At 66.2% G+C, this 22,078-nt stretch carries 24 protein-coding genes; 14 read left to right on the top strand and 10 right to left on the bottom strand.

What is annotated here, in order from left to right; translation table 11 throughout:
- Positions 1-27: 27 nt before the first annotated feature.
- The 5 genes from mltG to fabD all read right to left on the bottom strand — a co-directional run bounded on the left by mltG (position 28) and on the right by fabD (position 4,622).
- Complete coding sequence (gene mltG / locus FHS96_RS06130) at positions 28-1,056, bottom strand: endolytic transglycosylase MltG (RefSeq protein WP_429588590.1); 1,029 nt, start codon at positions 1,054-1,056, stop codon at positions 28-30.
- Between the two features lie 22 nt (positions 1,057-1,078).
- Positions 1,079-2,338: a beta-ketoacyl-ACP synthase II gene (gene fabF, locus FHS96_RS06125; RefSeq protein WP_429588589.1), complete on the bottom strand. Its 1,260-nt coding sequence runs from the start codon at positions 2,336-2,338 to the stop codon at positions 1,079-1,081.
- Between the two features lie 127 nt (positions 2,339-2,465).
- Positions 2,466-2,705 (bottom strand): acyl carrier protein, encoded by a 240-nt coding sequence (locus FHS96_RS06120; RefSeq protein WP_429588588.1) that lies wholly within the window; start codon positions 2,703-2,705, stop codon positions 2,466-2,468.
- Between the two features lie 98 nt (positions 2,706-2,803).
- Positions 2,804-3,547 carry a 3-oxoacyl-[acyl-carrier-protein] reductase gene (fabG, locus tag FHS96_RS06115; RefSeq protein WP_429588587.1) on the bottom strand — a complete coding sequence of 248 codons (744 nt, stop codon included), beginning with the start codon at positions 3,545-3,547 and terminating at the stop codon, positions 2,804-2,806.
- 136 nt (positions 3,548-3,683) lie between these two features.
- Entirely contained in the window at positions 3,684-4,622 is a 939-nt protein-coding gene (gene fabD / locus FHS96_RS06110) for an ACP S-malonyltransferase (RefSeq protein WP_429588586.1), read from the bottom strand.
- 213 nt (positions 4,623-4,835) lie between these two features.
- On the opposite strand from fabD, the gene FHS96_RS06105 reads away from it, so the two are divergent.
- From FHS96_RS06105 to FHS96_RS06080, 6 genes are all read left to right on the top strand, one after another.
- Positions 4,836-5,216, top strand: coding sequence for an RcnB family protein (locus FHS96_RS06105; RefSeq protein ID WP_429588585.1), 381 nt, complete (start codon positions 4,836-4,838; stop codon positions 5,214-5,216).
- A gap of 170 nt (positions 5,217-5,386) precedes the next feature.
- On the top strand, positions 5,387-5,812 hold the full coding sequence (rpsF, locus tag FHS96_RS06100) for a 30S ribosomal protein S6 (RefSeq protein ID WP_429588584.1): 426 nt from the start codon (positions 5,387-5,389) through the stop codon (positions 5,810-5,812).
- A 3-nt stretch (positions 5,813-5,815) separates the two neighbouring features.
- Positions 5,816-6,040: a 30S ribosomal protein S18 gene (gene rpsR, locus FHS96_RS06095; protein ID WP_025292255.1), complete on the top strand. Its 225-nt coding sequence runs from the start codon at positions 5,816-5,818 to the stop codon at positions 6,038-6,040.
- Positions 6,041-6,053: 13 nt separating this feature from the next.
- Positions 6,054-6,647, top strand: a complete 594-nt coding sequence (gene rplI / locus FHS96_RS06090; protein ID WP_429588583.1) for a 50S ribosomal protein L9 — start codon at positions 6,054-6,056, stop codon at positions 6,645-6,647.
- Between the two features lie 225 nt (positions 6,648-6,872).
- Positions 6,873-8,915, top strand: coding sequence for a carbon starvation CstA family protein (locus tag FHS96_RS06085; protein WP_429588582.1), 2,043 nt, complete (start codon positions 6,873-6,875; stop codon positions 8,913-8,915).
- A complete protein-coding gene (locus FHS96_RS06080) occupies positions 8,912-9,097 on the top strand; it encodes a YbdD/YjiX family protein (protein ID WP_429588581.1) in 186 nt (61 codons plus the stop codon). The genes FHS96_RS06085 and FHS96_RS06080 overlap by 4 nt, the downstream gene beginning before the upstream one ends.
- A 65-nt stretch (positions 9,098-9,162) precedes the next feature.
- Here the strand turns inward: FHS96_RS06080 and FHS96_RS06075 are convergent, their stop codons facing one another.
- On the bottom strand, positions 9,163-9,645 hold the full coding sequence (locus FHS96_RS06075) for a hypothetical protein (protein ID WP_429588580.1): 483 nt from the start codon (positions 9,643-9,645) through the stop codon (positions 9,163-9,165).
- On the bottom strand, positions 9,639-10,247 hold the full coding sequence (gene folE, locus FHS96_RS06070; RefSeq protein ID WP_429588579.1) for a GTP cyclohydrolase I FolE: 609 nt from the start codon (positions 10,245-10,247) through the stop codon (positions 9,639-9,641). The genes FHS96_RS06075 and folE overlap by 7 nt, the downstream gene beginning before the upstream one ends.
- Positions 10,248-10,566: 319 nt before the next feature.
- Between folE and FHS96_RS06065 the strand changes: the two genes are divergently transcribed.
- The 7 genes from FHS96_RS06065 (at position 10,567) to FHS96_RS06035 (ending at position 18,542) form a co-directional block, all read left to right on the top strand.
- Complete coding sequence (locus tag FHS96_RS06065; RefSeq protein WP_429588578.1) at positions 10,567-13,098, top strand: TonB-dependent receptor; 2,532 nt, start codon at positions 10,567-10,569, stop codon at positions 13,096-13,098.
- Between the two features lie 47 nt (positions 13,099-13,145).
- A complete protein-coding gene (locus FHS96_RS06060) occupies positions 13,146-13,784 on the top strand; it encodes a phosphoribosylanthranilate isomerase (protein ID WP_429588577.1) in 639 nt (212 codons plus the stop codon).
- Positions 13,781-14,992, top strand: coding sequence for a tryptophan synthase subunit beta (gene trpB, locus FHS96_RS06055; protein WP_429588576.1), 1,212 nt, complete (start codon positions 13,781-13,783; stop codon positions 14,990-14,992). Before FHS96_RS06060 ends, trpB begins: the two co-directional genes overlap by 4 nt.
- Positions 14,989-15,807 (top strand): tryptophan synthase subunit alpha, encoded by an 819-nt coding sequence (gene trpA / locus FHS96_RS06050; RefSeq protein ID WP_429588575.1) that lies wholly within the window; start codon positions 14,989-14,991, stop codon positions 15,805-15,807. The genes trpB and trpA overlap by 4 nt, the downstream gene beginning before the upstream one ends.
- A complete protein-coding gene (gene accD, locus FHS96_RS06045) occupies positions 15,804-16,655 on the top strand; it encodes an acetyl-CoA carboxylase, carboxyltransferase subunit beta (RefSeq protein WP_429588574.1) in 852 nt (283 codons plus the stop codon). Before trpA ends, accD begins: the two co-directional genes overlap by 4 nt.
- 45 nt (positions 16,656-16,700) lie before the next feature.
- Positions 16,701-18,026 carry a bifunctional folylpolyglutamate synthase/dihydrofolate synthase gene (locus tag FHS96_RS06040; RefSeq protein WP_429588573.1) on the top strand — a complete coding sequence of 442 codons (1,326 nt, stop codon included), beginning with the start codon at positions 16,701-16,703 and terminating at the stop codon, positions 18,024-18,026.
- A 75-nt stretch (positions 18,027-18,101) separates the two neighbouring features.
- Positions 18,102-18,542, top strand: coding sequence for a DUF6628 family protein (locus FHS96_RS06035; RefSeq protein WP_429588572.1), 441 nt, complete (start codon positions 18,102-18,104; stop codon positions 18,540-18,542).
- Here FHS96_RS06035 and FHS96_RS06030 read toward each other — a convergent pair.
- Both FHS96_RS06030 and FHS96_RS06025 read right to left on the bottom strand, forming a co-directional pair.
- On the bottom strand, positions 18,523-19,269 hold the full coding sequence (locus FHS96_RS06030) for a tetratricopeptide repeat protein (RefSeq protein WP_429588571.1): 747 nt from the start codon (positions 19,267-19,269) through the stop codon (positions 18,523-18,525). The genes FHS96_RS06035 and FHS96_RS06030 overlap by 20 nt on opposite strands.
- Positions 19,270-19,332: 63 nt before the next feature.
- A complete protein-coding gene (locus tag FHS96_RS06025; protein WP_429588570.1) occupies positions 19,333-20,676 on the bottom strand; it encodes an AmpG family muropeptide MFS transporter in 1,344 nt (447 codons plus the stop codon).
- Positions 20,677-20,757: 81 nt separating this feature from the next.
- Between FHS96_RS06025 and greB the strand changes: the two genes are divergently transcribed.
- Positions 20,758-21,243, top strand: coding sequence for a transcription elongation factor GreB (gene greB, locus FHS96_RS06020; RefSeq protein WP_429588569.1), 486 nt, complete (start codon positions 20,758-20,760; stop codon positions 21,241-21,243).
- A gap of 9 nt (positions 21,244-21,252) precedes the next feature.
- Here greB and FHS96_RS06015 read toward each other — a convergent pair whose 3' ends face one another.
- The gene (locus FHS96_RS06015) at positions 21,253-22,041 is read right to left on the bottom strand and encodes a polyphosphate kinase 2 family protein (RefSeq protein ID WP_429588568.1); all 789 of its coding nucleotides are present in this window, start codon (positions 22,039-22,041) and stop codon (positions 21,253-21,255) included.
- Positions 22,042-22,078: the final 37 nt, after the last annotated feature.

Below are 22,078 nucleotides of genomic sequence, written 5' to 3'. Positions count from 1 at the left end.
CGAGAACTTCGCTCAACGCACGTTGCGTCACATCTCTCCGCGTTCGCGGCGCAACGCGTACCATTTGCGGACATTGGCATTATGCTGATCGAGCGTCTCGGCAAAGGCGTGACCGCCCGACCCGTCCGCTACGAAATACAGCGCGTTGCTGCGCGCCGGATCGAGCACCGCTGCGATCGAGGCGCGGCCGGGGTTGGCGATCGGACCGACCGGCAAGCCCGGGATCCTGTAGGTATTATAGCCGTTCTCGGCCTGAAGCTCCGAGCGCAGGATGCGGCGGCCGAGGCGCCGCCCCTTGGTGATCGGATAGATCACGGTGGGGTCCGCCTGCAGCGGCATGTTGCGTTTGATGCGGTTGGAATAGACCGCTGCGACCGTCCGCCGCTCGGCGGCGACCGACGTTTCCTTCTCGACGATCGAGGCCAGGATGATCGCCTCGCTCGGCGTCTTCACTGCGATGCCGGGCTTGCGCGCCTTCCACAGTTCGTCGAGCGTGCGGGTCATCGCCGCCTGCATGCGCTTGAGCACCGCCGCACGCGTTTCGCCGCGTTCGAACGTGTAGCTGTCTGGCAGCACCGATCCTTCGGCCGGCACCACGACCGCGCCGGTCAGCAGCGGTTCGGCCATCAGCCGTTCGTGGACCAGCACCGCCGGCATCCCCTCGGGGATCGAGACGAGCCGCTGGATCGGAACGCCCGACTGCATCGTACGCAGGTGGGCCGCCCAATTGTCGGTGGGGTAGAAGCCATATTCGCCCGCCTTGATCGGCGCGTCGGAGCCGAGGAAGCGGGCGAGTGTCAGGAAGCGATCGGCCGAGCTGATGACATCGGCCTTCTCCAGCTTGGCCGCCGCCTTTGCGAGCGTATCCCCGCTCGATACGGTGACCTCGACCGGCTTGGCCCGGGCGGGGCGCGGCGATCCCTTGAACCAGGGGGCGACATAGGCCGCACCTGCCGCGCCGATTGCGCCGACGAGCAGCAGCAGGAGGAGCCAGCGCTTCGCCGCCCCTCCCCGCTTCTTCCTGCCGCGCGCCGCCGGGCGCTTCTTGCTGGCCATCGGCCTGGCTCCGGTCAGGCGATCAGACCGCCTTCATCACCAGCGAGGCGTTGGTGCCGCCAAAGCCGAAGCTGTTGTTCAGCACTGCGCTCACCTTCCGCTGCTTGGCGACATGCGGCACCAGGTCGACGCCGGCGCAATTGTCGCTCGGATTGTCGAGGTTGAGCGTCGGCGGCACGATCTGGTCGCGCAGCGCGAGGATGCAGAAGATGCTCTCCACCGCGCCGGCGCCGCCCAGCAAGTGGCCGATCGCCGACTTGGTCGAACTCATCGACAGCGTGCCCATTGCATCGCCAAACAGGCGGCGTACGGCGCCGAGTTCGAGTTCATCGCCCAGCGGCGTCGAGGTGCCGTGCGCGTTGATATAGTCGATGTCGCTAAGCGCGAGGCCCGACTTCTTCATCGCCATTTCCATCGCACGGAACGCGCCCGAGCCTTCCGGATGCGGCGCGGTGACGTGATAGGCATCGCCCGACAGCCCATAGCCGATCACCTCGGCATAGATCTTGGCACCGCGCGCCTTGGCGTGTTCATATTCCTCGAGGCAGACGACGCCTGCGCCCTCGCCCATCACGAAGCCATCACGGTCCTTGTCATAGGGCCGGCTCGCCTTCTCGGGCTGGTCGTTGAACTGTGTCGACAGCGCGCGCGCCTGCGCGAAGCCGGCGATGCCGATCGGGCAGATCGCGCCCTCGGCGCCACCCGCGAGCATCACGTCGGCATCGCCCAGCGCGATCATCCGCGCGGCGTCACCAATCGCGTGCGCACCGGTGGAGCAGGCGGTGACGACCGCGTGGTTGGGGCCCATCAGGCCATATTTGATGCTGACCTGGCCCGAGATCAGGTTGATCAGGCGGCCATGGACGAAGTGCGGCGAAACGCGGCGCGGGCCCTTGTTGGCGAGCACCAGCGATTCGCTTTCGATGCCCGGCAGACCGCCGATGCCCGAACCGATCGAGCAGCCCATGCGGAAACGCTCTTCCTCGGACGCGTCGACAAGGCCAGCATCCTCGAGCGCCTGGCCGGCGGCATCGATGCCATAGACGATGAACGGATCGACCTGGCGCTGGACCTTGTGATCGACGCGCTTGTTGGCATCGAAGCCATATTCATGGTCCGTGGGCTTCACCTCGCAGGCGATGCGGCACGCATAGTCGGTCGCGTCGAAACGGGTGATGGTGCCAGCACCGGATTTCGCGGCGATGATGTTGGCCCAGGCGGTCTCGACATCGGCGCCCAGCGGCGTGACGAGCCCAAGTCCGGTTACGACGACACGGCGCATCCCAACTCTCCAAATACTTCAACAAAAACAAACGGCTCCCCGGCCCCTTTCATCCGGGTCGGGAAGCCGTCCTGAATGGCTCCGAAGCCAGGCAGGCGCGCCGAACCCGGCGCGCTCACCCGAGACATCAGCCCTTGGCGTGCGTCTCGATATAGTTGATCGCGTCCTTCACGGTCGTGATCTTCTCGGCGGCGTCGTCGGGGATCTCAACGCCGAAATCTTCCTCGAAAGCCATCACCAGTTCGACGATGTCGAGGCTGTCGGCGCCAAGATCGTCGATGAAGCTCGCATCCTCGGTCACCTTCTCGGCTTCAACGCCAAGATGCTCGACGACGATCTTCTTCACCCTCTCGGCGGTGTCGCTCATAAACGGTCCTTCTCTTCAGAATTTGAGGATGCACTAATCGGCAGTCAGAACGCTGGCAAGCCCTGCCGGTTCACCCGGCGTTCACCGTAACGGATACGTCACGAAATCATTGCCATGCCGCCATTCACGTGGATCGTCTGACCGGTAACGTAACCGGCCTCGCGACTTGCGAGATAGGCGACCGCGGCGGCCACGTCACCCCCCTCGCCCAACCGACCGGCGGGAATCCGGCCCGTCAGTGCCTCTTTCTGCGCCTCCGGCAGCGCGTCGGTCATCGCCGACTTGATGAAGCCGGGGGCAACGCAGTTCACCGTGATGTTGCGCGTCGCCAGTTCCTGCGCCAGCGCCTTGGTCATCGCGGTGAGCCCGCCCTTGGACGCTGCATAGTTCGCCTGCCCCGGATTGCCGGTGGCCCCCACCACCGAGGTGATCGAGACGACGCGGCCGAAGCGCGCCTTCATCATCGGCTTCGTCGCGGAACGGATCAGGCGGAACGCGGCTTCCAGGTTGACGCGGATCACCGCATCCCAATCCTCATCCTTCATCCGCATCACCAGATTGTCGCGGGTGACGCCGGCATTGTTGACGAGGATGTCGAGCTTGCCGCCCAGCGCCTCGACGGCGGAAGGCACGAGCGCGTCGACAGCAGCGGAGTCGCCGAGGTCGCACGGCAGGATCACCGGATCATTGCCGAGGCCGGCCGCGACCGCCTGCAGCTTTTCCGCGCGCGTGCCCGAGAGCGCGACCCGCGCGCCCTGCGCCGCGAGCGCCTCGGCGATCGCCGAGCCGATACCCCCCGATGCGCCGGTCACCAGCGCGGTCATGCCTGAGAGATCGAACATGCCTGTCTTTCCTGTATGAAATCGTTGAGGCATCGCGCGGACGGCAGAATGTCGTCCACCGATGCCTATCCAAAGTCCGCGCGGTCGCGCCAGCCCCTTCGTCGCATTCGCGGGCCCGGCCGATCGGTTGGCGGGCTCAGAGGCTCTTCGCCAGCGCCTCGATATCGGCCATAGCGATGATGCTTGCGGTCTCGACGTCAGTCGGGGCGCTGCGCTTGACCATCGGCGCCAGCACCTTGCCGCCAAACTCGACGAAGCTGGTGACACCGGCCTCCGTCATCGCGATCACCGATTCGCGCCAGCGGACGCGGCCGGTGACCTGGCTGACGAGCAATTCGCGGATCGCGGCGGGATCAGCGACGGGGGCGGCGGTGACGTTGGCGAATACCGACACCAGTGGCGGCACCAGCGCCGCCGCGCCCAGCGCCTCGGCCATCGCATCGGCCGCCGGCTGCATCAGCGGGCAGTGGAAGGGCGCCGACACCGGCAGCAGCACGCCGCGCTTGATGCCATGATCCTTCACCAGCGCCACCGCGCGATCGATCGCGCCCTTGTGGCCGGAGATCACGACCTGCGTCGGATCATTGTCATTGGCGACGGTGCAGACCTCACCCCCGGCCGCGGCATCGGCCAGCGCCTGCGCCTTGTCGATATCGGCGCCGAGCAGCGCGGCCATCGCGCCGATGCCCACCGGCACCGCCGCCTGCATCGCCTGCCCGCGCAGCTTGAGCAGCCGCGCGGTGGTCGCGAGATCGAGCGCCTGCGCGGCGCACAGCGCGCTATACTCGCCCAGCGAATGGCCGGCGACGAACGCGGCCTTGTCGGCAAGGCTGATGCCGCCTTCCTTCTCGAGCACGCGCAGGAATGCGATCGCATTCGCCATGATCGCGGGCTGGGCATTTTCGGTCAGCGTGAGCTGATCCTCCGGCCCCTCGCTCATCAGGCGGAACAGGTTCTGGCCGAGCGCATCGTCGACCTCCTGAAACACTTCGCGCGCGGCCGTGCTCGCATCGGCCAACGCCTTGCCCATGCCCACCGCCTGGCTGCCCTGGCCGGGAAAGATGAATGCACGCATGTCGAAGACCTCGCTGAGAAAACGAGCGGGCGCACTAGAAAGCCGCACCGCGCATGGCAAGCCCAAGCGTAGCGAAGCGGGCCACTTCATGACAGCCGCAAGACAATTTGCGACCGTTTCGGCGCGACGTTGACAAAGATGCGCGACAGCCGCCGCCCATAAAGCCCCTGTCAGCGCCGCTGGTGCGCTTCGAAAATTCAAGGAGACGCAGTCATGAAGACCTTCATCCTCGCCGCCGTCGCCGCCTCGCTGGTTGCGACCCCCGCAATGGCCGCCCCGGGCCGCGACCATGGCCGCAACGATCGCGTGGCGGTGAAGACGGTCAAGCATGAGACCGTCCGGCGCGGGCCGCAGCGCACCGTCGTCAAGAAGACGGTGGTGAAGCGCACCCCCACCAACTATCGCGCCTGGTCCAAGGGGCAGCGCTTCGACTCCCGCTATGCCCGCAACTATCGGGTTGTCAGCCAGCCGCGGAACTATCGGCTCTACGATGCGCCGCGCGGCTATCACTGGGTGCAGTCAGGCAATGATGCGGTGCTGGTGGGTATCGCCAGCGGCATCATCGGCGCGGTGATCGCGGGGGCGCTTAACTAAGGAGCGCTCCGCCCAATCCGGGCTTGCCTTTTCCCCGGGTTTCGGCCAAGGGCCCCTCAGCCGAGGCGGAGAGCATCGCTTTCCGCCCGGCTTTCTATTTGGAACGACAGCCGGAGGGGCGTCCGCATGGGGCGGCGTCAGCGATCGGCCAACGTGAAGGACAAGCGCGCATGGCTCTGTACGAGCATGTGTTCCTCGCGCGTCAGGATCTGGCTCAGACCCAGGTCGACGCGCTGGCGGAAACCGCCACCAAGATCATCGAGGAGAATCAGGGCAAGGTCGTGAAGACCGAGACCTGGGGCCTCCGCAGCCTCGCCTATCGCATCGCGAAGAACCGCAAGGCGCATTATGTGATGCTCGAGTTCGAGGCGCCGAGCGGCGTCGTCGCCGAGCTGGAGCGCCAGACGTCGATCAACGAAGACGTCATCCGCTACATGACCATCAAGGTCGACGCCCATGAGCAGGGCCCGTCGGCGATGATGCGCCGTGGCGAGCGTGAAGGCCGCCGTGGCGACCGTGATGGCCGCGAAGGTGGCCGCCGTGACGATCGCCCCCGCGAAGACCGTCCGCGCCGCGAAGAAGCGCAGGGAGAATAATCAATGGCCCGCCCGTTTTTCCGTCGCCGCAAGAGCTGCCCCTTCTCCGCGAAGGACGCGCCCCGGATCGACTATAAGGACGTTCGTCTGCTGCAGGGCTTCGTGTCCGAGCGCGGCAAGATCGTGCCCAGCCGCATCACCGCGGTTTCCGCCAAGAAGCAGCGCGAACTCGCCCAGGCGATCAAGCGCGCCCGTCACATCGGGCTGCTTCCCTACATCGTGAAGTAAGGAGGGCACGCACATGGATGTGATCCTGCTCGAACGCGTCGAGAAGCTCGGCGCCATCGGCGACGTGGTTTCGGTGAAGCCCGGCTTCGCCCGCAACTATCTCCTGCCCCGCAAGAAGGCGCTCCGCGCCAACGAAGCGAACAAGAAGGTCTTCGAGGCCAACCGCGCGACGATCGAGGCGGACAACGCCAAGCGCCGAGAGGTGGCCCAGGCCGACTCGAAGGGCATCGACGGCAAGACCGTGACCCTGATCCGTCAGGCGTCGAACACCGGCCAGCTTTATGGTTCGGTTTCGGTGCGTGACATCGTCGAGGCTCTCGAAGCCGATGGCGCCAAGGTCAACAAGAGCCAGATCGTGCTCGACCGTCCGATCAAGGCGATCGGGGTGAACGAGGTGAAGGTCGTCCTTCACCCGGAAGTGTCGGTGACGATCAAGGTCAACGTCGCGCGCAGCCCCGAGGAAGCCGAGCTTCAGGAGCAGGGCGTGGACGTGATGTCCGCGATGTTCGAGAAGGACGTCGCCGGCTTCACCGAGGATTACGATCCGAACGCCGAGCCGGGCGAAATCGCCCCCGAGACGGTGGACTCGGACGAAGCGCAGGGCTGACCAGAGCTTCCTGCCAGACCAGCGAAAGGGCCGTCCGGAGCGATCCGGGCGGTCTTTTTGCGTTTGGAGGGCCGGGGAGAACTGCGCCATCCCACGCCGGGTGCGGGCTTCGTTGAAAGGATAGCCGCTCCCCCGAACATGGGTTCAGATTCCGCTGCAAAGCTTCTAGACCGGCGCAGGGCGCGCCTACGGCGTCCGCGTAACCTGTCGAGAGAGGTGCCCCGCTTGTTCGCCCGCCATCTGCCCTGGATCCTGCTCGCCATCGTCGGCGCCTTCGCGCTCGCCACCCTTGCCGTCTCACGCGGTGAGACCGTCAATGCGCTGTGGATCGTGGTCGCCGCGACCTCCATTTTCCTCGTTGCCTATCGCTATTACGCGCTCTACATCGCGCGCCATGTTATGCGGCTGGATCCGGCGCGGTCGACGCCCGCCGTGCGTCTCGCCGACGGGCTCGATTATGTCGCGACCGACCGGCGCGTGCTGTTCGGCCATCATTTCGCGGCGATTGCCGGCGCAGGGCCGCTGGTGGGGCCGGTGCTCGCAGCGCAGATGGGCTATCTGCCCGGCACCTTGTGGATCATCGCGGGGGTCGTGCTGGCGGGCGCTGTGCAGGATTTCATGGTGCTGTTCATCTCGATGCGGCGCGACGGGCGCTCGCTGGGAGAACTCGTCCGCATGGAGATGGGATCGATCGCGGGCACGATCGCGCTGTTCGGCGCGTTCATGATCATGGTGATCATTCTCGCGGTGCTTGCGCTAATCGTGGTGCGCGCGCTGGCCGAGAGCCCGTGGGGCATGTTCACCGTCGCCGCGACGGTGCCGCTGGCGCTTTTCATGGGCGTCTACACGCGCTGGATCCGGCCTGGACGGATCGGCGAGGTTTCGCTGCTTGGCTTCGTCGGTCTGATCGCGGCGATCCTATTCGGCCAGCAGATCGCCGAGTCCGTGTTCTGGGGGCCCGCCTTCACCTTCACGCCGGTGCAACTCTGCTGGATCCTGATCGGCTATGGCGCGGTCGCGTCGGTGCTGCCGGTGTGGCTGCTGCTCGCACCACGCGACTATCTTTCCACCTTCCTCAAGATCGGCGCGATCGCGGCGCTGGCGATCGGCATCGTCATCATGGCGCCGCCGCTGAAGATGCCGGCGCTGACCCAGTTCGTCGGCGGTGGCGGGCCGGTCTGGTCCGGCGCGCTCTTCCCCTTCCTGTTCATTACCATTGCCTGCGGCGCGGTTTCCGGATTCCACGCACTGATCGCCAGCGGCACCACGCCAAAGCTGATCGCCACAGAAGCCGACGCGCCCTTCATCGGCTATGGCGCGATGCTGATGGAGGCCTTCGTGGCGATCATGGCGCTGGTCGGCGCCTCGATCCTTGATCCGGGCATCTATTTCGCGATGAACAGTCCGACCGCCCTGCTCGGCAGCGATCCTGCCTCCGCCGCCGCCGCCGTGACCGCGATGGGCTTCCCGGTCGATGCCGGCACGCTCACCCAGACCGCGCGCGAGGTCGGCGAGGCGACGATCGTGTCACGCACCGGGGGTGCACCGACCCTCGCGGTGGCGATGGCTGAGATCTTCAGCCATGTTGTCGGCGGTGCTGCGATGAAGGCGTTCTGGTATCACTTCGCCATCCTGTTCGAAGCGCTGTTTATCCTGACCGCAGTCGACGCGGGCACCCGCGCCGGCCGGTTCATGCTGCAGGATCTGATCGGCCTTGCGGTCCCCAGCTTCCGCAAGAGCGGTGCGGTGGTGCCCGGATTGATCGCGACAGCGCTATGCGTGAGCGCCTGGGGCTTCTTCCTCTACCAGGGGGTCACCGACCCGCTGGGCGGGGTCAACACGCTGTGGCCAGTGTTCGGCATCTCCAACCAGATGCTCGCCGCGATCGCGCTGATGTTGGCGACCGCCGTGCTGTTCCGGATGAAGCAGCACCGCTTCGCCTGGGTGACGGTGGTGCCGACCGCCTGGCTGCTGATCTGCACGATCACCGCAGGCGCGCTGAAACTCTTCTCCAGCGATCCGAAGGTCGGCTTTCTCGCGCATGCAGATCTGTTCGCAACCGCCTATGGCGAGGGCCGGTTGATGGCGCCGGCCAAGTCGATGGCGGAGATGCAGCGGATCATCTTCAACGACCGCATCGACGCCGCGCTGTGCGGGCTGTTCCTGACGGTTGTGCTGGCGATCCTGTTCTTCACGATCCGCACCTGCGTGAGGGCGTTGGCCGTCCCGCAGCCAACAGCCGTCGAACTGCCGGCGACCGTAGCGTGAACGGCTGGATCGCCCTGATCGGCGAGACCGCGCGGCTGATGGTCGGGATGCCGAGTTATGAGGCCTATTGCCGACACATGGCGGAGCACCACCCCGATCAGCCGGTAATGACGCGGACGGCGTTTTTCAGGGATCGGCAACAAGCACGCTATGGCGGGCGTGGCGGCGGGCGGTGCTGCTGAACCGCCGGGTTCAACAGCACTGAACACCAAAAAAGCGGATAAATCAACGATTTAAGGAAAGGTTCTCACTTGCATTGCCAAGTGCCGGCATGGCGCGCGTTACGGCCTGCGCGATCGATGATTGCCGCTGCGGTCCATGCCGTACCGCCCCCCGCGGCGGCACGGGCCGTTGCGCTGTCCGGCTCGATCACGATGGTCACGTCACCAGCGGTGAAATAGCCGCCGAGCCGCAATTCGGGGCCCTCATAAAACATCGGCGTGGCGACACCGCCAGGGCGCGCGAAGGCCAGCCGTTCCGCGCCGGCGATCAGCACTGCGCCGCGATCGGTGGCGAAGCTGCAATGTTCGCCGGCGGGCATCGTCCCGCGCCGATCCTCGTCGGTTACCGGATCCAGCCCCGGCGGCGGCGTGGTCGCCGCATATGCGGGCAGGTCGTCAGACTCCGGCGGCAAGCCGGTGCCCTTCACCATCGGCGGCGAGCGCGTGATCTCCCCGCCCTGCCCCATCAGCGCGAGCGCGGCGGCGGCGATCCCGAGACGCTTCAGCATCCCATCAACGCCAATACTTCCTTGCGGCTGCGATCATCGTCGCGGAACACGCCCATCATCCGGCTGGTCGTCATCACGACGCCGGGGGTGCGCACGCCACGCGCGGACATGCAGGCATGGCTCGCCTCGATCACCACCGCGACGCCGATCGGGTCCAGGTGCCGCCAAATGCAATCGGCGACCTCGGCGGTCAGCCGTTCCTGCACCTGCAGGCGGCGGGCATAGCCCTGCAGCACGCGGGCGAGCTTGGAGATGCCCACCACCCGATCGCGCGGCAAATAGGCGATGTGCGCGCGGCCGATGATCGGCGCCATATGATGTTCGCAATGCGACTGGAACGGAATGTCCTTCAGCAGGACGATCTCGTCATATCCGCCGACCTCCTCGAAGGTCCGGCTGAGGTGCACCGAGGGATCCTCGAGATAGCCCTGGCAATATTCCCGCCACGCGCGCGCCACGCGCCGCGGCGTATCGACCAGCCCTTCGCGGGTGGGATCGTCACCCGCCCAGCGGATCAGCGTGCGGATCGCCTCTTCGACATGGTTCGGCACCACGATCTTGCCATCGTCGCCGATCGCAATGTCGCCGCTGTCATCCTCCATCATCGCGTCCTTCTTTGCATTACCGAATGGCGCCTAGTCCAGAAATCGCACGCTCGCAAAGTCCGGGGCGATGCGCGGGGTGCATCCCATGCACGCTCCACAACCATCCAACGACCCGGATGGCTTCACGGTTCATGGCGCCTCGCGCGCGCCAACAGGTTCCGCCCCTGCGATTTGCGTGCAGTAGAGATTTTGCGTGCAGTAGAGATATGGTCCCCACTCAAAACGACCATTGACCTGCGTTACAATCGGGTTTCAAGAATAGGGAGAATTCAGGACACCCGTCCTGACTCGGGGGCGGGCTGGGAGCGATCGGGTCGTGGGGAAAACCGATATCTTGTTTGCAGCGGCGCTGGGGGCGCTGCTCGCAACTCAGGCACGCGCCGATGATGGCGCAGCAGCACCTGCCCAGCAAGGGGCAGAACAACCCGAAATGGGTGACATTGTCGTTACGGCTCAAGGACGTGCGCAGGCGGCACAGGATGTGCCGCTGGCGGTGGCCGTCATCGATCCGCAACTGATCCAGAACGCCGGCATCGTCGATGTCCGCGGTTTGCGGCAGTTGACGCCCAGCCTTCAGGTCACCACGGGCCAGTCGGCCGCGACCGGCGTCGTCATCACGATCCGCGGCGTGGGCACCGCCAGCGACAATCCCGGGTTCGAGCCAGCGGTGGGCGTGTTCATCGACGGGGTCTTCCGCGCCCGCGCCGGCCTAACCCTCACCGAATTTCCCGAGCTGGAACGCGTCGAGGTGCTGCGCGGGCCGCAAGGCACATTGTTCGGCCGCAACACCTCCGCAGGTGCGCTCAACATCATCACCGCGGGGCCGAAATTCGATTTCGGCGGCTATGCGGAAGCGTCCTACGGCAATGCCGACGAGATCGAGCTCAAGGCAGGCGTCACCGCACCGGTGGCAGAACATCTCGCGCTCAGGGTCGACGCCGGCTATCACAAGCGCGACGGTTATTCGCGCGACGTCAACAGTGATCGCCGGTTCAACGATCTCAATCGCTATTTCGTACGCGGCCAAGCGCTCTACGAGGATGGCGGGCTCAAGATCAGGCTGATCGGAGATTACGCCGAGACCGACGAGCAGTGCTGCATCGCGATCCATACCGAGCCGGGTACGACCGGACCGATCATCGACGGGTTGGCGGCACTTGCAGGCCGCGAAGGCATCATCACGCCCGTCGACATCGAGAAGCGCCTGTCGTCGATCACTCCTGCGCGCGACCTGAAGGAGAAGGTCAAGGATTGGGGGTTTTCAGGCCAGATCGATCTGGCGCTGGGCGACTTCAACCTCACCTCGATCAGCGCCTATCGCGACTGGCGGGCGTTGCGTAACCAGGACATCGACTTCACCGGCCTCGACCGTACCTATCGCGAGGGTTACCGCACCGCGATCCGCGACATCACGCAGGAAGTGCGGCTGCAGGGCACGGTGTTCGACGGCACGCTCGATTTCATGGTCGGCGGCTTCTATCTCGACGAGCGGTTGAAGCTGCGCGACACGATCCGCTTCGGCGCGCAGGCCGGCCAATATGTCGATGCGCTGCTGGGCGCTGCGACCGCGGGGCTTTCGCCGCTCGCGCCCAACGGCTTCTCGCTCTACGGCTCGCTGCCGGGGCGCCCATTCCTCGGCAACGCCTTCCTTGCCAACCCGCAGGTGCAGGCGCTGATCGCGCAGAACCCGGCGCTGCTGCCACAGTTTACCAATTTTCTACCCAGCCCGGTCGGCACCGGGCAATATAGCGACAATTTCGAGGTCGATACGCGCGCCATCGGTCTGTTCACGCACAACATCGTCAACCTCACCGACGCGCTCTCGCTGACGATCGGCCTGCGCTACAACCATGAGCGCAAGAAGATCCGCGCCGACCTCAATGGCGTCAACGCCCCCTGCACCGCGCTGCTGCCCGGCGGCGCCAGCGCGGTGTTCGGCCAGGTGCTCGCCGCCAACGCCAGGTTCGATCCGATCCGCCTGCTCGTCTGCAATCCCACGATCAACGCCGAGTTCAACGGCGACTATGCCGACAGCCACAGCGAGAGCGAACTCACCGGCACCGCGCGCCTCGCCTACAAGCTGACGCCCGACGTTCTGATGTTCGCGGGCTATGCCCATGGCTACAAGTCGGGCGGCTATAATCTCGATCGCGGCGGCTTCGATTCGACCTATTTCGGAGGCAATGGCGCGCAGCTCAGCGATCTTTCCTTCGGTAAGGAAACTGCGGACTCGTTCGAGGCCGGCATCAAGACCAACCTCAGCCGCGCCTTCCAGCTCAACATCACCGGCTTCTATCAGGACTTCTCAGGCTATCAGAGCCTGCGCTTCGAGGGATCGAGCTTCGTCGTCCGCCAGTTCGACAAGGTGATTTCGAAGGGCGTCGAGCTGGAAAGCATCATCCGGCCGAGCGGCAATGTCAGCGTCAATCTCGGCTACACCTATCTTCACACCGTGGTCGACGATCCGCTCCACGCCGGCGACGATGATGGCAAGCAGGCGACCAATCAGCCGCGTCACGTCGTCACCAGCGCCTTCACCTGGACGCCGCCGATCACCGATACCCTCTCCGGCCTCGTCCATGTCGATGCGCGCTTCAACAGCGATTCGAACACGCTGAACGCGCCCGGCGGAATCGCTTCGACCACCAACGACGCCTATGTGCTCGTCAATGCGCGGCTGGGGCTGGATTTCGACGAGGGCCGCTTCGGCATCGAGGCCTATGTCGAGAATGTGTTCGACGTCTATTACAACATCCTCGGTTTCCCGGTGCCCGAGCAGATCGGCGCCTATGCCGTCTACCCTTCCCCGCCGCGCTTTTATGGCGTGCGGCTGCGGACGCGGTTTTGACGGCGGGAACGGTTTGGATTTCGCGCGCACCAGCCTAAATCGCCGCCATGCCTCGAATCACAGCCAAGATCTGCGGCCTTTCGACCGCTGACAGCGTCGGTGCCGCGGTGCGCCATGGCGCGTCGCATGTCGGCTTCGTCTTTTTTCCCAAGAGCCCGCGCCATGTGAACACCGAACGGATGCAGGCGCTTGCCGCCTTCGTGCCGGGCCATGTGTCGAAGGTTGCGGTGCTGGTCGATCCCGACGACGCGCTGCTGGCTTCGGTTGCGCCGCTCGTCGACATTCTCCAGCTTCATGGCAGCGAAACGCCCGAACGGGTGGCCGCCGCGGCGCGTGCGACGGGGCGCGAGGTGTGGAAGGCGGTTTCGGTGCGGACCCGAGCCGACCTGGCGACCGCGCCCGCCTGGCGCGGCGCCGCCCAGCGCATCCTCTATGACGCCAAGCCGCCGGCAGGTGCCGACCTGCCCGGCGGGCTCGGTCTGCGTTTCGACTGGACCTTGCTGAGCGGCTTCGATCATCCTCTGCCCTGGGCGCTTTCGGGCGGCATCGATATCGACAATGTCGCGCGCGCGGTCAGCACCACGGGTGCGCGCCTCGTCGACATTTCCTCCGGCGTCGAAACCGCGCCAGGCGTCAAGGATGTGGACAAGATCGCCGCATTCCTTAAAGCCGTCGCCATATTATGACCCTGACCAACTCGCTCAGAAGCCAGCCCGACGCGCGCGGGCATTTCGGCCAGTTCGGCGGACGCTATGTCGCCGAGACGTTGATGCCGCTCATCCTCGACCTCGAGCGCGCCTATCGCGACGCCCAGGCGGACCCGGCCTTCCAGGCCGAGTTCGACGATCTGATGAAGCATTATGTCGGCCGGCCCAGCCCGCTCTATCTCGCGCGGCGGCTGACCGAGGAGCTTGGCGGCGCCAAGATCTATTTGAAGCGCGAGGAACTGAACCACACCGGGGCGCATAAGATCAACAATTGCATCGGCCAGATCCTGCTCGCCCGGCGAATGGGCAAGACCAAGATCATCGCCGAGACCGGCGCGGGCCAGCATGGCGTGGCGACCGCGACCGTCGCGGCCTTGTTCGGCCTGCCCTGCACGATCTTCATGGGCGCGGTCGACGTCGCCCGCCAGCAGCCCAACGTCTTCCGGATGAAGCTGCTCGGCGCCGAGGTCGTGCCGGTCGAATCCGGCGCGAAGACGCTGAAGGACGCGATGAACGAGGCGCTGCGCCACTGGGTCGCGAACGTCCACGACACCTTCTACATCATCGGCACCGCCGCGGGCCCGCACCCCTATCCGGAACTCGTGCGCGATTTCCAGTCGGTGATCGGCAAGGAAGCGCGTGCGCAAATTCTCGAGGCGGAGGGGCGCCTGCCCGACATGCTGATCGCTCCGGTCGGCGGCGGATCCAACGCGATTGGGCTGTTCCACCCCTTCCTCGACGATCCCGACATCGACATCGTCGGCGTCGAAGCGGCGGGCGATGGCGTGGAGACCGAGCGCCACGCGGCCAGCATCGCTGGCGGTTCGCCGGGCGTGCTCCACGGCAACCGCACCTTCCTGCTGCAGGACGAGGACGGCCAGATCACCGAGGCGCATTCGATCTCGGCCGGGCTCGACTATCCGGGCATCGGCCCCGAACATGCCTGGCTGCATGATATCGGCCGCGTCCGCTATGTGCCGGCGACGGATGCCGAGGCGCTCGCCTCGTTCCAGCGGCTGTGTCGGCTGGAAGGCATCATCCCCGCGCTCGAATCCGCGCATGCGCTGGCCGCGGCGGAACGGATCGCGCCGGGCATGGACAAGGACAAGCTCATCATCGTCAACCTCTCGGGGCGCGGCGACAAGGACATCTTCACCGTCGCCGAAGCGCTGGGGGTGAAGCTATGAGCGATCGTATCGCCAGCGCCTTCGCCGCCGCCCGCAAGGAGGGTCGCGCGGCGCTGGTCACCTTCGTGACCGGCGGCGATCCGACGCCCGCCGCCACCGGTGCGATCCTCGACGCGCTGGTCGAAGGCGGTGCCGACCTGATCGAACTGGGCATGCCCTTCACCGATCCGATGGCGGACGGTCCAGCGATCCAGCGCGCCAACCTGCGCTCGCTGGGGGCCGGCACCAGGACGACGGACATTATCGACATCGCCCGCGCTTTTCGCGCGCGCCACCCCCACGTGCCGCTGGTACTGATGGGCTATGCCAATCCGATGGTGCGCCGCGGCGCCGACTGGTTTGCCGCCGCTGCCCGCGAAGCCGGCGTCGATGGCGTGATCTGCGTCGACCTCCCGTCGGAGGAGGATGACGTCCTCGGCCCCGCGCTGCGCGACGTCGGCGTACACCTGATCCGCCTCGCGACGCCGACGACCGACACCGCCCGGCTGCCGGCCGTGCTCGATGGCGCATCGGGCTTCCTCTATTATGTGTCGGTCGCCGGCATCACCGGGCTGCAGCAGGCAGCGCAGGCCTCGATCGAGGATGCTGTGGCGCGGCTGAAGGCCGGCACCGCGCTTCCCGTCGCGGTCGGCTTCGGCGTCCGCACCCCCGAACAGGCGGCAGCGATCGGCCGCGTTGCCGATGGCGTCGTCGTCGGCTCCGCGATCGTGGACATCGTCGCCGAGCATGGCGCCGATGCCGCCGCGTCGGTCAGTACCTATATCTCGTCGCTGGCGGCCGCGATCGCCGCCGCACGTCAGGAGATTGCCGCATGAGCTGGCTGAACCGTGTCCGCCAGTCGATCCCGCTCATCGCCAAGCGCGAGACCGCCGATGTTCTCTGGCAGAAATGCCCGGGTTGCGGTCAGATGGTGTTCCTCAAGGAATATGAGGAAAATCTGTCGGTGTGTCCGAAATGCGGCCACCATGGCCGCATCGGCGCCAAGGCGCGCTTCCGCCAGATCTTCGACGAGGGCAGCTTTCAGTTGATGCACGCGCCGCAGGTGGCGCTCGATCCGCTGAAGTTCCGCGATTCCAAGCGCTACACCGATCGCATCAAGGCCGCGCGTGCGCAGACCGGCGAACCCGACGCGCTGCTCAACGCCGAGGGCCGGATCAAGGGCCTGAAGGCGGTGGTCGGCGTGCAGGATTTCGCCTTCATGGGCGGATCGATGGGCCTCGGCGTGGGCGCGGCGTTCGTCGCCGGCGTGCGCGCCGCGCTGAAGGCACGCGCTCCCTATATCATCTTCACCGCCGCGGGCGGCGCGCGGATGCAGGAAGGCATCCTCTCGCTGATGCAGATGCCCAAGACGACAGTGGCGATCGCCGAGCTGCGCGACGCAGGGCTGCCCTATATCGTCGTGCTGACCGACCCCACCACAGGCGGCGTCACCGCGAGCTATGCGATGCTGGGCGACATCCAGATCGCTGAGCCCGGCGCGCTGATCGGCTTCGCGGGCCAGCGCGTGATCGAGAACACGATCCGCGAGAAGCTGCCCGAAGGCTTCCAGCGCGCGGAATATCTGCTCGCGCACGGCATGATCGACATGGTCACGCCGCGCCACGACCTGCGCGACACGCTGGCTTCGCTGATCGGCTATCTGGCGCCGGCCGAAGCGGCCTGATGCTTTTTCTCCCTCTTCCCTGTGGGGAGAGGGGCAGGGGTAAGCATGGATTACGCCGTTTCCACCGATCCTGCCGTCCAGCAGCAGCTCGACCGGCTGGCAATGCTCTCGCCCGGGCGCGATGTGCTGGGGCTGGAGCGGATCAGCCAGTTGCTCGACCGGCTCGGCAAGCCGCAGCACCGCTTGCCGCCGGTGTTCCATGTCGCCGGCACCAACGGCAAGGGATCGACCTGCGCCTATCTCCGCGCGGCGCTCGAAGCGGCGGGGCTGACCGTGCATGTTTATTCCAGCCCGCACCTCGTGCGCTTCAACGAGCGGATCCGCATCGCCGGCCGGCTGATCGACGACGCGACACTGGCACCGCTGCTGGCCGAAGTCCTCGACGGCGCAGACGACATCAATCCGAGCTTTTTCGAGACGACCACCGCCGCCGCCTTCCTCGCCTTCGCGCGCACGCCCGCCGACGCCTGCATCGTCGAGGTCGGGCTCGGCGGGCGGCTTGATGCCACAAACATCATCGAGCGGCCCGTGGTGTGCGGCATCGCGCGGCTGGGCATCGACCATGAGGCGTTCCTCGGCGACACGATCGTCGCGATCGCGCGCGAGAAGGCAGGCATCGCCAAGTCCGGCGTACCGCTGGTGATGCTCGATCATCCCGCCGAGCCGCTCGGCGCCGTCGCCGAGGCGGCAGCCGCCGCCGGTGCGACCTTCCTGCCCGGCGGCACCGCCTGGCGACACGCCGAATATCGCGGCCAGCTCCATTATCGCGACGAGGCTGGCGTGGTGACGACACCCCTGCCCCGCCTGCCCGGCGCGCACCAGCAGGACAATCTGGCGCTGGCCATCGCGATGCTGCGCCACCAGAGCGCCGTGCCGATCCCCGCCGCTGCCCTTTCCGCGGCGCCGCTGTGGGCGCAATGGCCCGCGCGACTGCAACTGCTCGAACAGGGGCCGCTGACGGCGCTTCTGCCCGCCGGCAGCCGCGTCTGGCTTGACGGCGGCCATAATCCGGCCGCCGGGGAGGCGATCGCCGCCTATTTCCGCGAGGCCGCCAGCGACGCGCGGCCGCTGCACCTGATCCTGGGCATGCTCGCCAACAAGGATCCGGTGGGGCTGCTCAAGCCCTTCGTTGGACTGGCGACGAGCGTTTCGACCGTGCCGGTGCCTGGCCATGAGCATCATAGCCCCGCGGCGCTCGCCGCGCTGGCATCCGACCTCGGCGTCGCAGGCCTTTCCGCGGAGGATCCCCGCTCCGCGTTGGCGCGGATCGCGCGCACCAGCGCACCGTCACAGCCGCCGGCGGTGCTGATCCTAGGCTCGCTCTACCTCGCCGGCACCATTTTGGACGCAAACAACCAGCCACCCGACTAACTGCCGCTCAATTGCGATTGACTTGCAATAGCTGATGCTGAAGGATCGTCTTCCGATATGGAGACGAGGCGACTCATGAACAGCAGCCAGGCCGACATCGACGATCTGCTCATCCGGACGGCGCCGGAAGCGCCCACCGATCGCACCCTTTTGTTCGCGATGCGGCGGATGGCGATGGGCGGGCTGAACGATGCGTATGCCGCGCATGCGCTGTTCTCCGCATTCGGCGGATCGCATCGCCGGCCGCTGGTGCTGTTGCGCGCGCTCATGGCGGAACTCGCCCGCAGCTCGCGCAACCGCATCATGGTCGCGCCCTGCTGCTGCGGCCGCATGACGCACGGCGAGGCGATGCTGATGGGCGCGATCGGCGTCGCCGCTGAGGATCCGCGCCGTGCGCACAGCAGGCTGTCGATGGTGCTGGGAACATCGGACTGCCTCGGCGCCCTCTCCAGCGCGCAGGCGCTGGGGCAGACCTTCGAGGATCTCGGCAGGCCGCTCAGCCCCGCAGCGCTTTGAGCTCGCGCTCGGCCCAGTCATACATGTCGCGCTCGGCGAAGCGCTGGGTGCGGTCGAGCCGCCTCGCGCGGCGTTCGACCTCTTCCAGCACGCTGCGCGCCTGCATGCGATCGCCGGTTTCGAGCAGCAGCGCGGCATAGCGGCAGCGCGCCTCCTCACCAGGCACGCGGTTAACGATATCGGCGTAGAGCGAGAGCGCTTCGGCGGAGCGACCGATCTCGGCGAGAATGCGCGCCTTGAGCAGCAGGCGCTGATCACCTTCGCCCGTGCCGGCGGCTTCGGGCAGCGCCTCGATCACAGCGAGCGCGCTTCTGGAATCGCCGCTTTCGAACAAAGACCGCGCCAGCCGGGTTTGGACGCGCGGATGGTCCATCGGCATCATCGCCAGCGCTTCCCGATACGCGGCCACGGCCTCGCCATGACGGCCAAGCACGGCGAGAGCATCGGCGAGCGCGACACGGTTGGCGATGGTATCGGCCACATCGAGCCGGCCCTGCGCTTCCCGCAGATCGCGTTCGGGATCTAGCTTCGCCATCGCCGCGCCACGTGCGGTACGGACATGGCGGTTGCCGCGCATGTCGGGCAGCACCTCGGCGAAGAAATAGACGACGCAGCCGATCACCGAGAACAACAGGATGATGAACAGCCACATCTGGCCGCGCCCGGTACGAACCGCATGCACGGCGCAAAGCACCTGAAGAAGCATCGACGCGACGAGCAAAGCCATGCTGCTATCCCCCCGCCGCGCCTATAGCCGCAGCGGGGGAACACGGGAAGCGCAACCGCTTGTCTAGTCGAAGATGTCCTTGTCGTTCGCCGGCTCCTTGCCAGCGCTGCCGATCGAATCGTCGATCATGCCCGCGCGCATCATCAGCCAGAACAGGATCACGCCCGGGAAGGCGATCAATGTGGTGAACAGATAGAAGTTCACATAGCCCATCGCCTCGATCAGCGCGCCAGCGGTGGTGCCCGTAAGTAACCGCCCGACGATGCTGGAGGCGGCGGAGATCAGCGCATATTGCGCGGCGGTGAAGCGCAGATCGGTCAAGGCCGAGAAATAGGCGACGACGGTGACGCCGCCGATGCCGCTGGCGAAATTCTCGAAACCGATTGCGGCCGCCATGCCGATGTTGCTGTGCCCGGCACCCGCCAGCAGCGCGAAGCTGAAGTTGGAAACCGCCATCAGCACCAGGCTGACCAGCACCGACCGCTTCATCCCCCAGCTGGCGTAGAGGAAGCCGCCGGCGAAGATGCCGAGCAAATAGGCCCAGAAGCCGACGCCGACATCGTAGATCGCAATCTCGCTGTTGCTAAAGCCGAGATCGTTGAACAGCAGCCGGAAGGTCAGGTTGGCAAGCGTATCGCCGATCTTGTGGAGCAGGATGAACAGCAGCACCAGCAGCGCGCCGCGGCGCTGGAAGAATTCGATGAACGGCCCGATGATCGACGTACCGAGTTCGCCGAGCCCCTTTCGCGGTGCTGCCTCACGGTGGCGCTGCGGCTCGCCAAGGATGAGGCCGGTCAGCATCGCCGGCAGCGCAAACACCGCGCACGCCATGTAGGCGATCGTCCAACCAACCGATTCGGCCAGCACCAGCGCCAGCGCGGCCGCGGCGACCGAGCCGATCCGCCAGCCATATTGGGTCATCCCCGATCCGACGCCGAGCTGACGCGGCTCGAGGATCTCGATGCGATAGGCGTCGATCACGACGTCATAAGTGGCGCCGGCGAAGCCCACCAGCACTGCCGCCCAGGCCGTCCACAACAGGTTGGTCGAAGGATCGACGAGCGCAAGGTTCGCGACGGCCGCGATCACCAGCATGCCGGTGACGATCAGCCACGACACGCGCTGGCCGAGACGCCCGAGTACCGGGATCCGGACGCCGTCGATGATCCACGCCCACAGGAATTTGAAGTTGTAGACGAGGAAGGCGAGCGCGAAGGCGGTCACCGTCTTCTTGTCGATTCCGCTCTGCGCGAGCCGCGTCGTCAGGGTAGCGGCGATCATGGCATAGGGAAAGCCCGACGACACGCCGAGGAAGAAGGAAGCCAGCGGAGCCCGTTCGACATAGGGCTTGATACCGGCGATCAGGCGGTTGGCGCCGGCATCGGCGGCGGGCGGGCTGCTCGTCATCGGGAGAGACAATAGCGCCCGCTTCGCGTCCGTCCAGCGGCAGCGATTGTGCGCCGATGCGCGGCGGGATAGGCAGGCGGGATGGATCGCCCCAATTACATCACCCCCGATGGCTATGCCAGGCTGCGCCGCGAATATGACGAACTGTTCAGCGTCGAGCGCCCGAAGTTGATCGAGACCATCTCATGGGCGGCGGGCAATGGCGACCGATCCGAGAACGGCGATTATATCTATGGTCGCAAGCGGCTGCGCGAGATCGATCGCACGCTCAACCGGCTGTCGCGCAAGATGAAGGCGGCGAAGGTGGTCGATCCCGCCGCGCAGGCCGATCGCAGCCGCATCTTCTTCGGCGCGACCGTGACCATTGCCGACGAAGACGACAATCATCGCACCTTGACCATCGTCGGCGATGACGAGGCGGACGCCGGCGCCGGACTGATCGGCTGGAACGCCCCCCTCGCCCGCGCGCTGCGCGGTGCCGGCATCGGCGACGTTCGCCGGATCGAGCTGCCGGCGGGGGCGAGGGAGTATGAGGTGATGACGATCGGCTATCCGCCGGCCAACTGACCCCGCGTCTCAGATCTTCCCGATCCGGTCGCCATACGCCTCCTGCGCCAGCCGCAGCACTTCGGGATCGACGCTCGGCGGCTTCATCGAGACTGCCGCCTCGAGACGGTCGGCGATATAGGTCAGCCCGGCGATCCGTGCGCCCTTCTTGCTGTTGCCGTCGACCACCTGCCACGGCGCAACCTTGGTGTCGGTCTTGCGGAACATCGCGTCCATCGCCTTCAGATAATCGTCGCGCCGCGCACGGTTGCGATAATCCTCCGTGCCCGTCTTCCAGCGCTTCCACGGATTTTCGATGCGCTCGATCAGCCGGCGATCCTGTTCCTCCTGGCTGACATGGACGAACAATTTCACGATCGTTGCGCCGGCATCATGCTGCTGCTGCTCGAAGGCGTTGATCTCGTCGAAGCCGCGCTTCCATTCGGCCTTGCTCGCAAAGCCCTCGACGCGCTCGACGAGGACGCGGCCGTACCAGCTCCGGTCGAATACGGCGATCTGGCGGTTGGCGGGCAGCTTGTTCCAGAATCTCCACAGGAAATGGCGCTGCTTTTCCTCGGGGGTCGGCGCCGCGATCGGCCAGACGTGGAAATAGCGCGGATCCCACTCGGCGGTCATCCGCTTGATGATGCCGCCCTTGCCGGCGGCGTCCCATCCCTCGAACAGGATGATCGCCTTGCCGCCGCGGACGATGAAGGCGGACTGGATCCGCGCCAGCCGCTTCTGGATGTCGGCGAGCGCTGCATCATAATGTTCGGGCGCCGCGACGCCCCGTTCATAGTCCGACAGATCGATGGTCATACGCACCCAACTCCCTCGACAGGAAGCTAGGCGCGCA

Source organism: Sphingomonas zeicaulis (assembly GCF_050433225.1).
GTDB classification, from domain to species: Bacteria; Pseudomonadota; Alphaproteobacteria; order Sphingomonadales; family Sphingomonadaceae; genus Sphingomonas_D; species Sphingomonas_D zeicaulis.
This window is presented reverse-complemented; position numbering and strand designations above follow the sequence as displayed.

Coding starts and splice junctions, on each gene's coding strand:
- FHS96_RS06015 (WP_429588568.1), bottom strand. CDS start 22,041: ATGACCATCGATCTGTCGGACTATGAACGGGGCGTCGCGGCGCCCGAA.
- trpA (WP_429588575.1), top strand. CDS start 14,989: ATGAGCGATCGTATCGCCAGCGCCTTCGCCGCCGCCCGCAAGGAGGGT.
- fabD (WP_429588586.1), bottom strand. CDS start 4,622: ATGCGTGCATTCATCTTTCCCGGCCAGGGCAGCCAGGCGGTGGGCATG.
- FHS96_RS06120 (WP_429588588.1), bottom strand. CDS start 2,705: ATGAGCGACACCGCCGAGAGGGTGAAGAAGATCGTCGTCGAGCATCTT.
- greB (WP_429588569.1), top strand. CDS start 20,758: ATGGATCGCCCCAATTACATCACCCCCGATGGCTATGCCAGGCTGCGC.
- rplI (WP_429588583.1), top strand. CDS start 6,054: ATGGATGTGATCCTGCTCGAACGCGTCGAGAAGCTCGGCGCCATCGGC.
- fabF (WP_429588589.1), bottom strand. CDS start 2,338: ATGCGCCGTGTCGTCGTAACCGGACTTGGGCTCGTCACGCCGCTGGGC.
- FHS96_RS06060 (WP_429588577.1), top strand. CDS start 13,146: ATGCCTCGAATCACAGCCAAGATCTGCGGCCTTTCGACCGCTGACAGC.
- accD (WP_429588574.1), top strand. CDS start 15,804: ATGAGCTGGCTGAACCGTGTCCGCCAGTCGATCCCGCTCATCGCCAAG.
- rpsF (WP_429588584.1), top strand. CDS start 5,387: ATGGCTCTGTACGAGCATGTGTTCCTCGCGCGTCAGGATCTGGCTCAG.
- FHS96_RS06025 (WP_429588570.1), bottom strand. CDS start 20,676: ATGACGAGCAGCCCGCCCGCCGCCGATGCCGGCGCCAACCGCCTGATC.
- trpB (WP_429588576.1), top strand. CDS start 13,781: ATGACCCTGACCAACTCGCTCAGAAGCCAGCCCGACGCGCGCGGGCAT.
- FHS96_RS06105 (WP_429588585.1), top strand. CDS start 4,836: ATGAAGACCTTCATCCTCGCCGCCGTCGCCGCCTCGCTGGTTGCGACC.
- fabG (WP_429588587.1), bottom strand. CDS start 3,547: ATGTTCGATCTCTCAGGCATGACCGCGCTGGTGACCGGCGCATCGGGG.
- folE (WP_429588579.1), bottom strand. CDS start 10,247: ATGGAGGATGACAGCGGCGACATTGCGATCGGCGACGATGGCAAGATC.
- FHS96_RS06035 (WP_429588572.1), top strand. CDS start 18,102: ATGAACAGCAGCCAGGCCGACATCGACGATCTGCTCATCCGGACGGCG.
- rpsR (WP_025292255.1), top strand. CDS start 5,816: ATGGCCCGCCCGTTTTTCCGTCGCCGCAAGAGCTGCCCCTTCTCCGCG.
- FHS96_RS06075 (WP_429588580.1), bottom strand. CDS start 9,645: ATGCTGAAGCGTCTCGGGATCGCCGCCGCCGCGCTCGCGCTGATGGGG.
- FHS96_RS06040 (WP_429588573.1), top strand. CDS start 16,701: ATGGATTACGCCGTTTCCACCGATCCTGCCGTCCAGCAGCAGCTCGAC.
- mltG (WP_429588590.1), bottom strand. CDS start 1,056: ATGGCCAGCAAGAAGCGCCCGGCGGCGCGCGGCAGGAAGAAGCGGGGA.
- FHS96_RS06030 (WP_429588571.1), bottom strand. CDS start 19,269: ATGGCTTTGCTCGTCGCGTCGATGCTTCTTCAGGTGCTTTGCGCCGTG.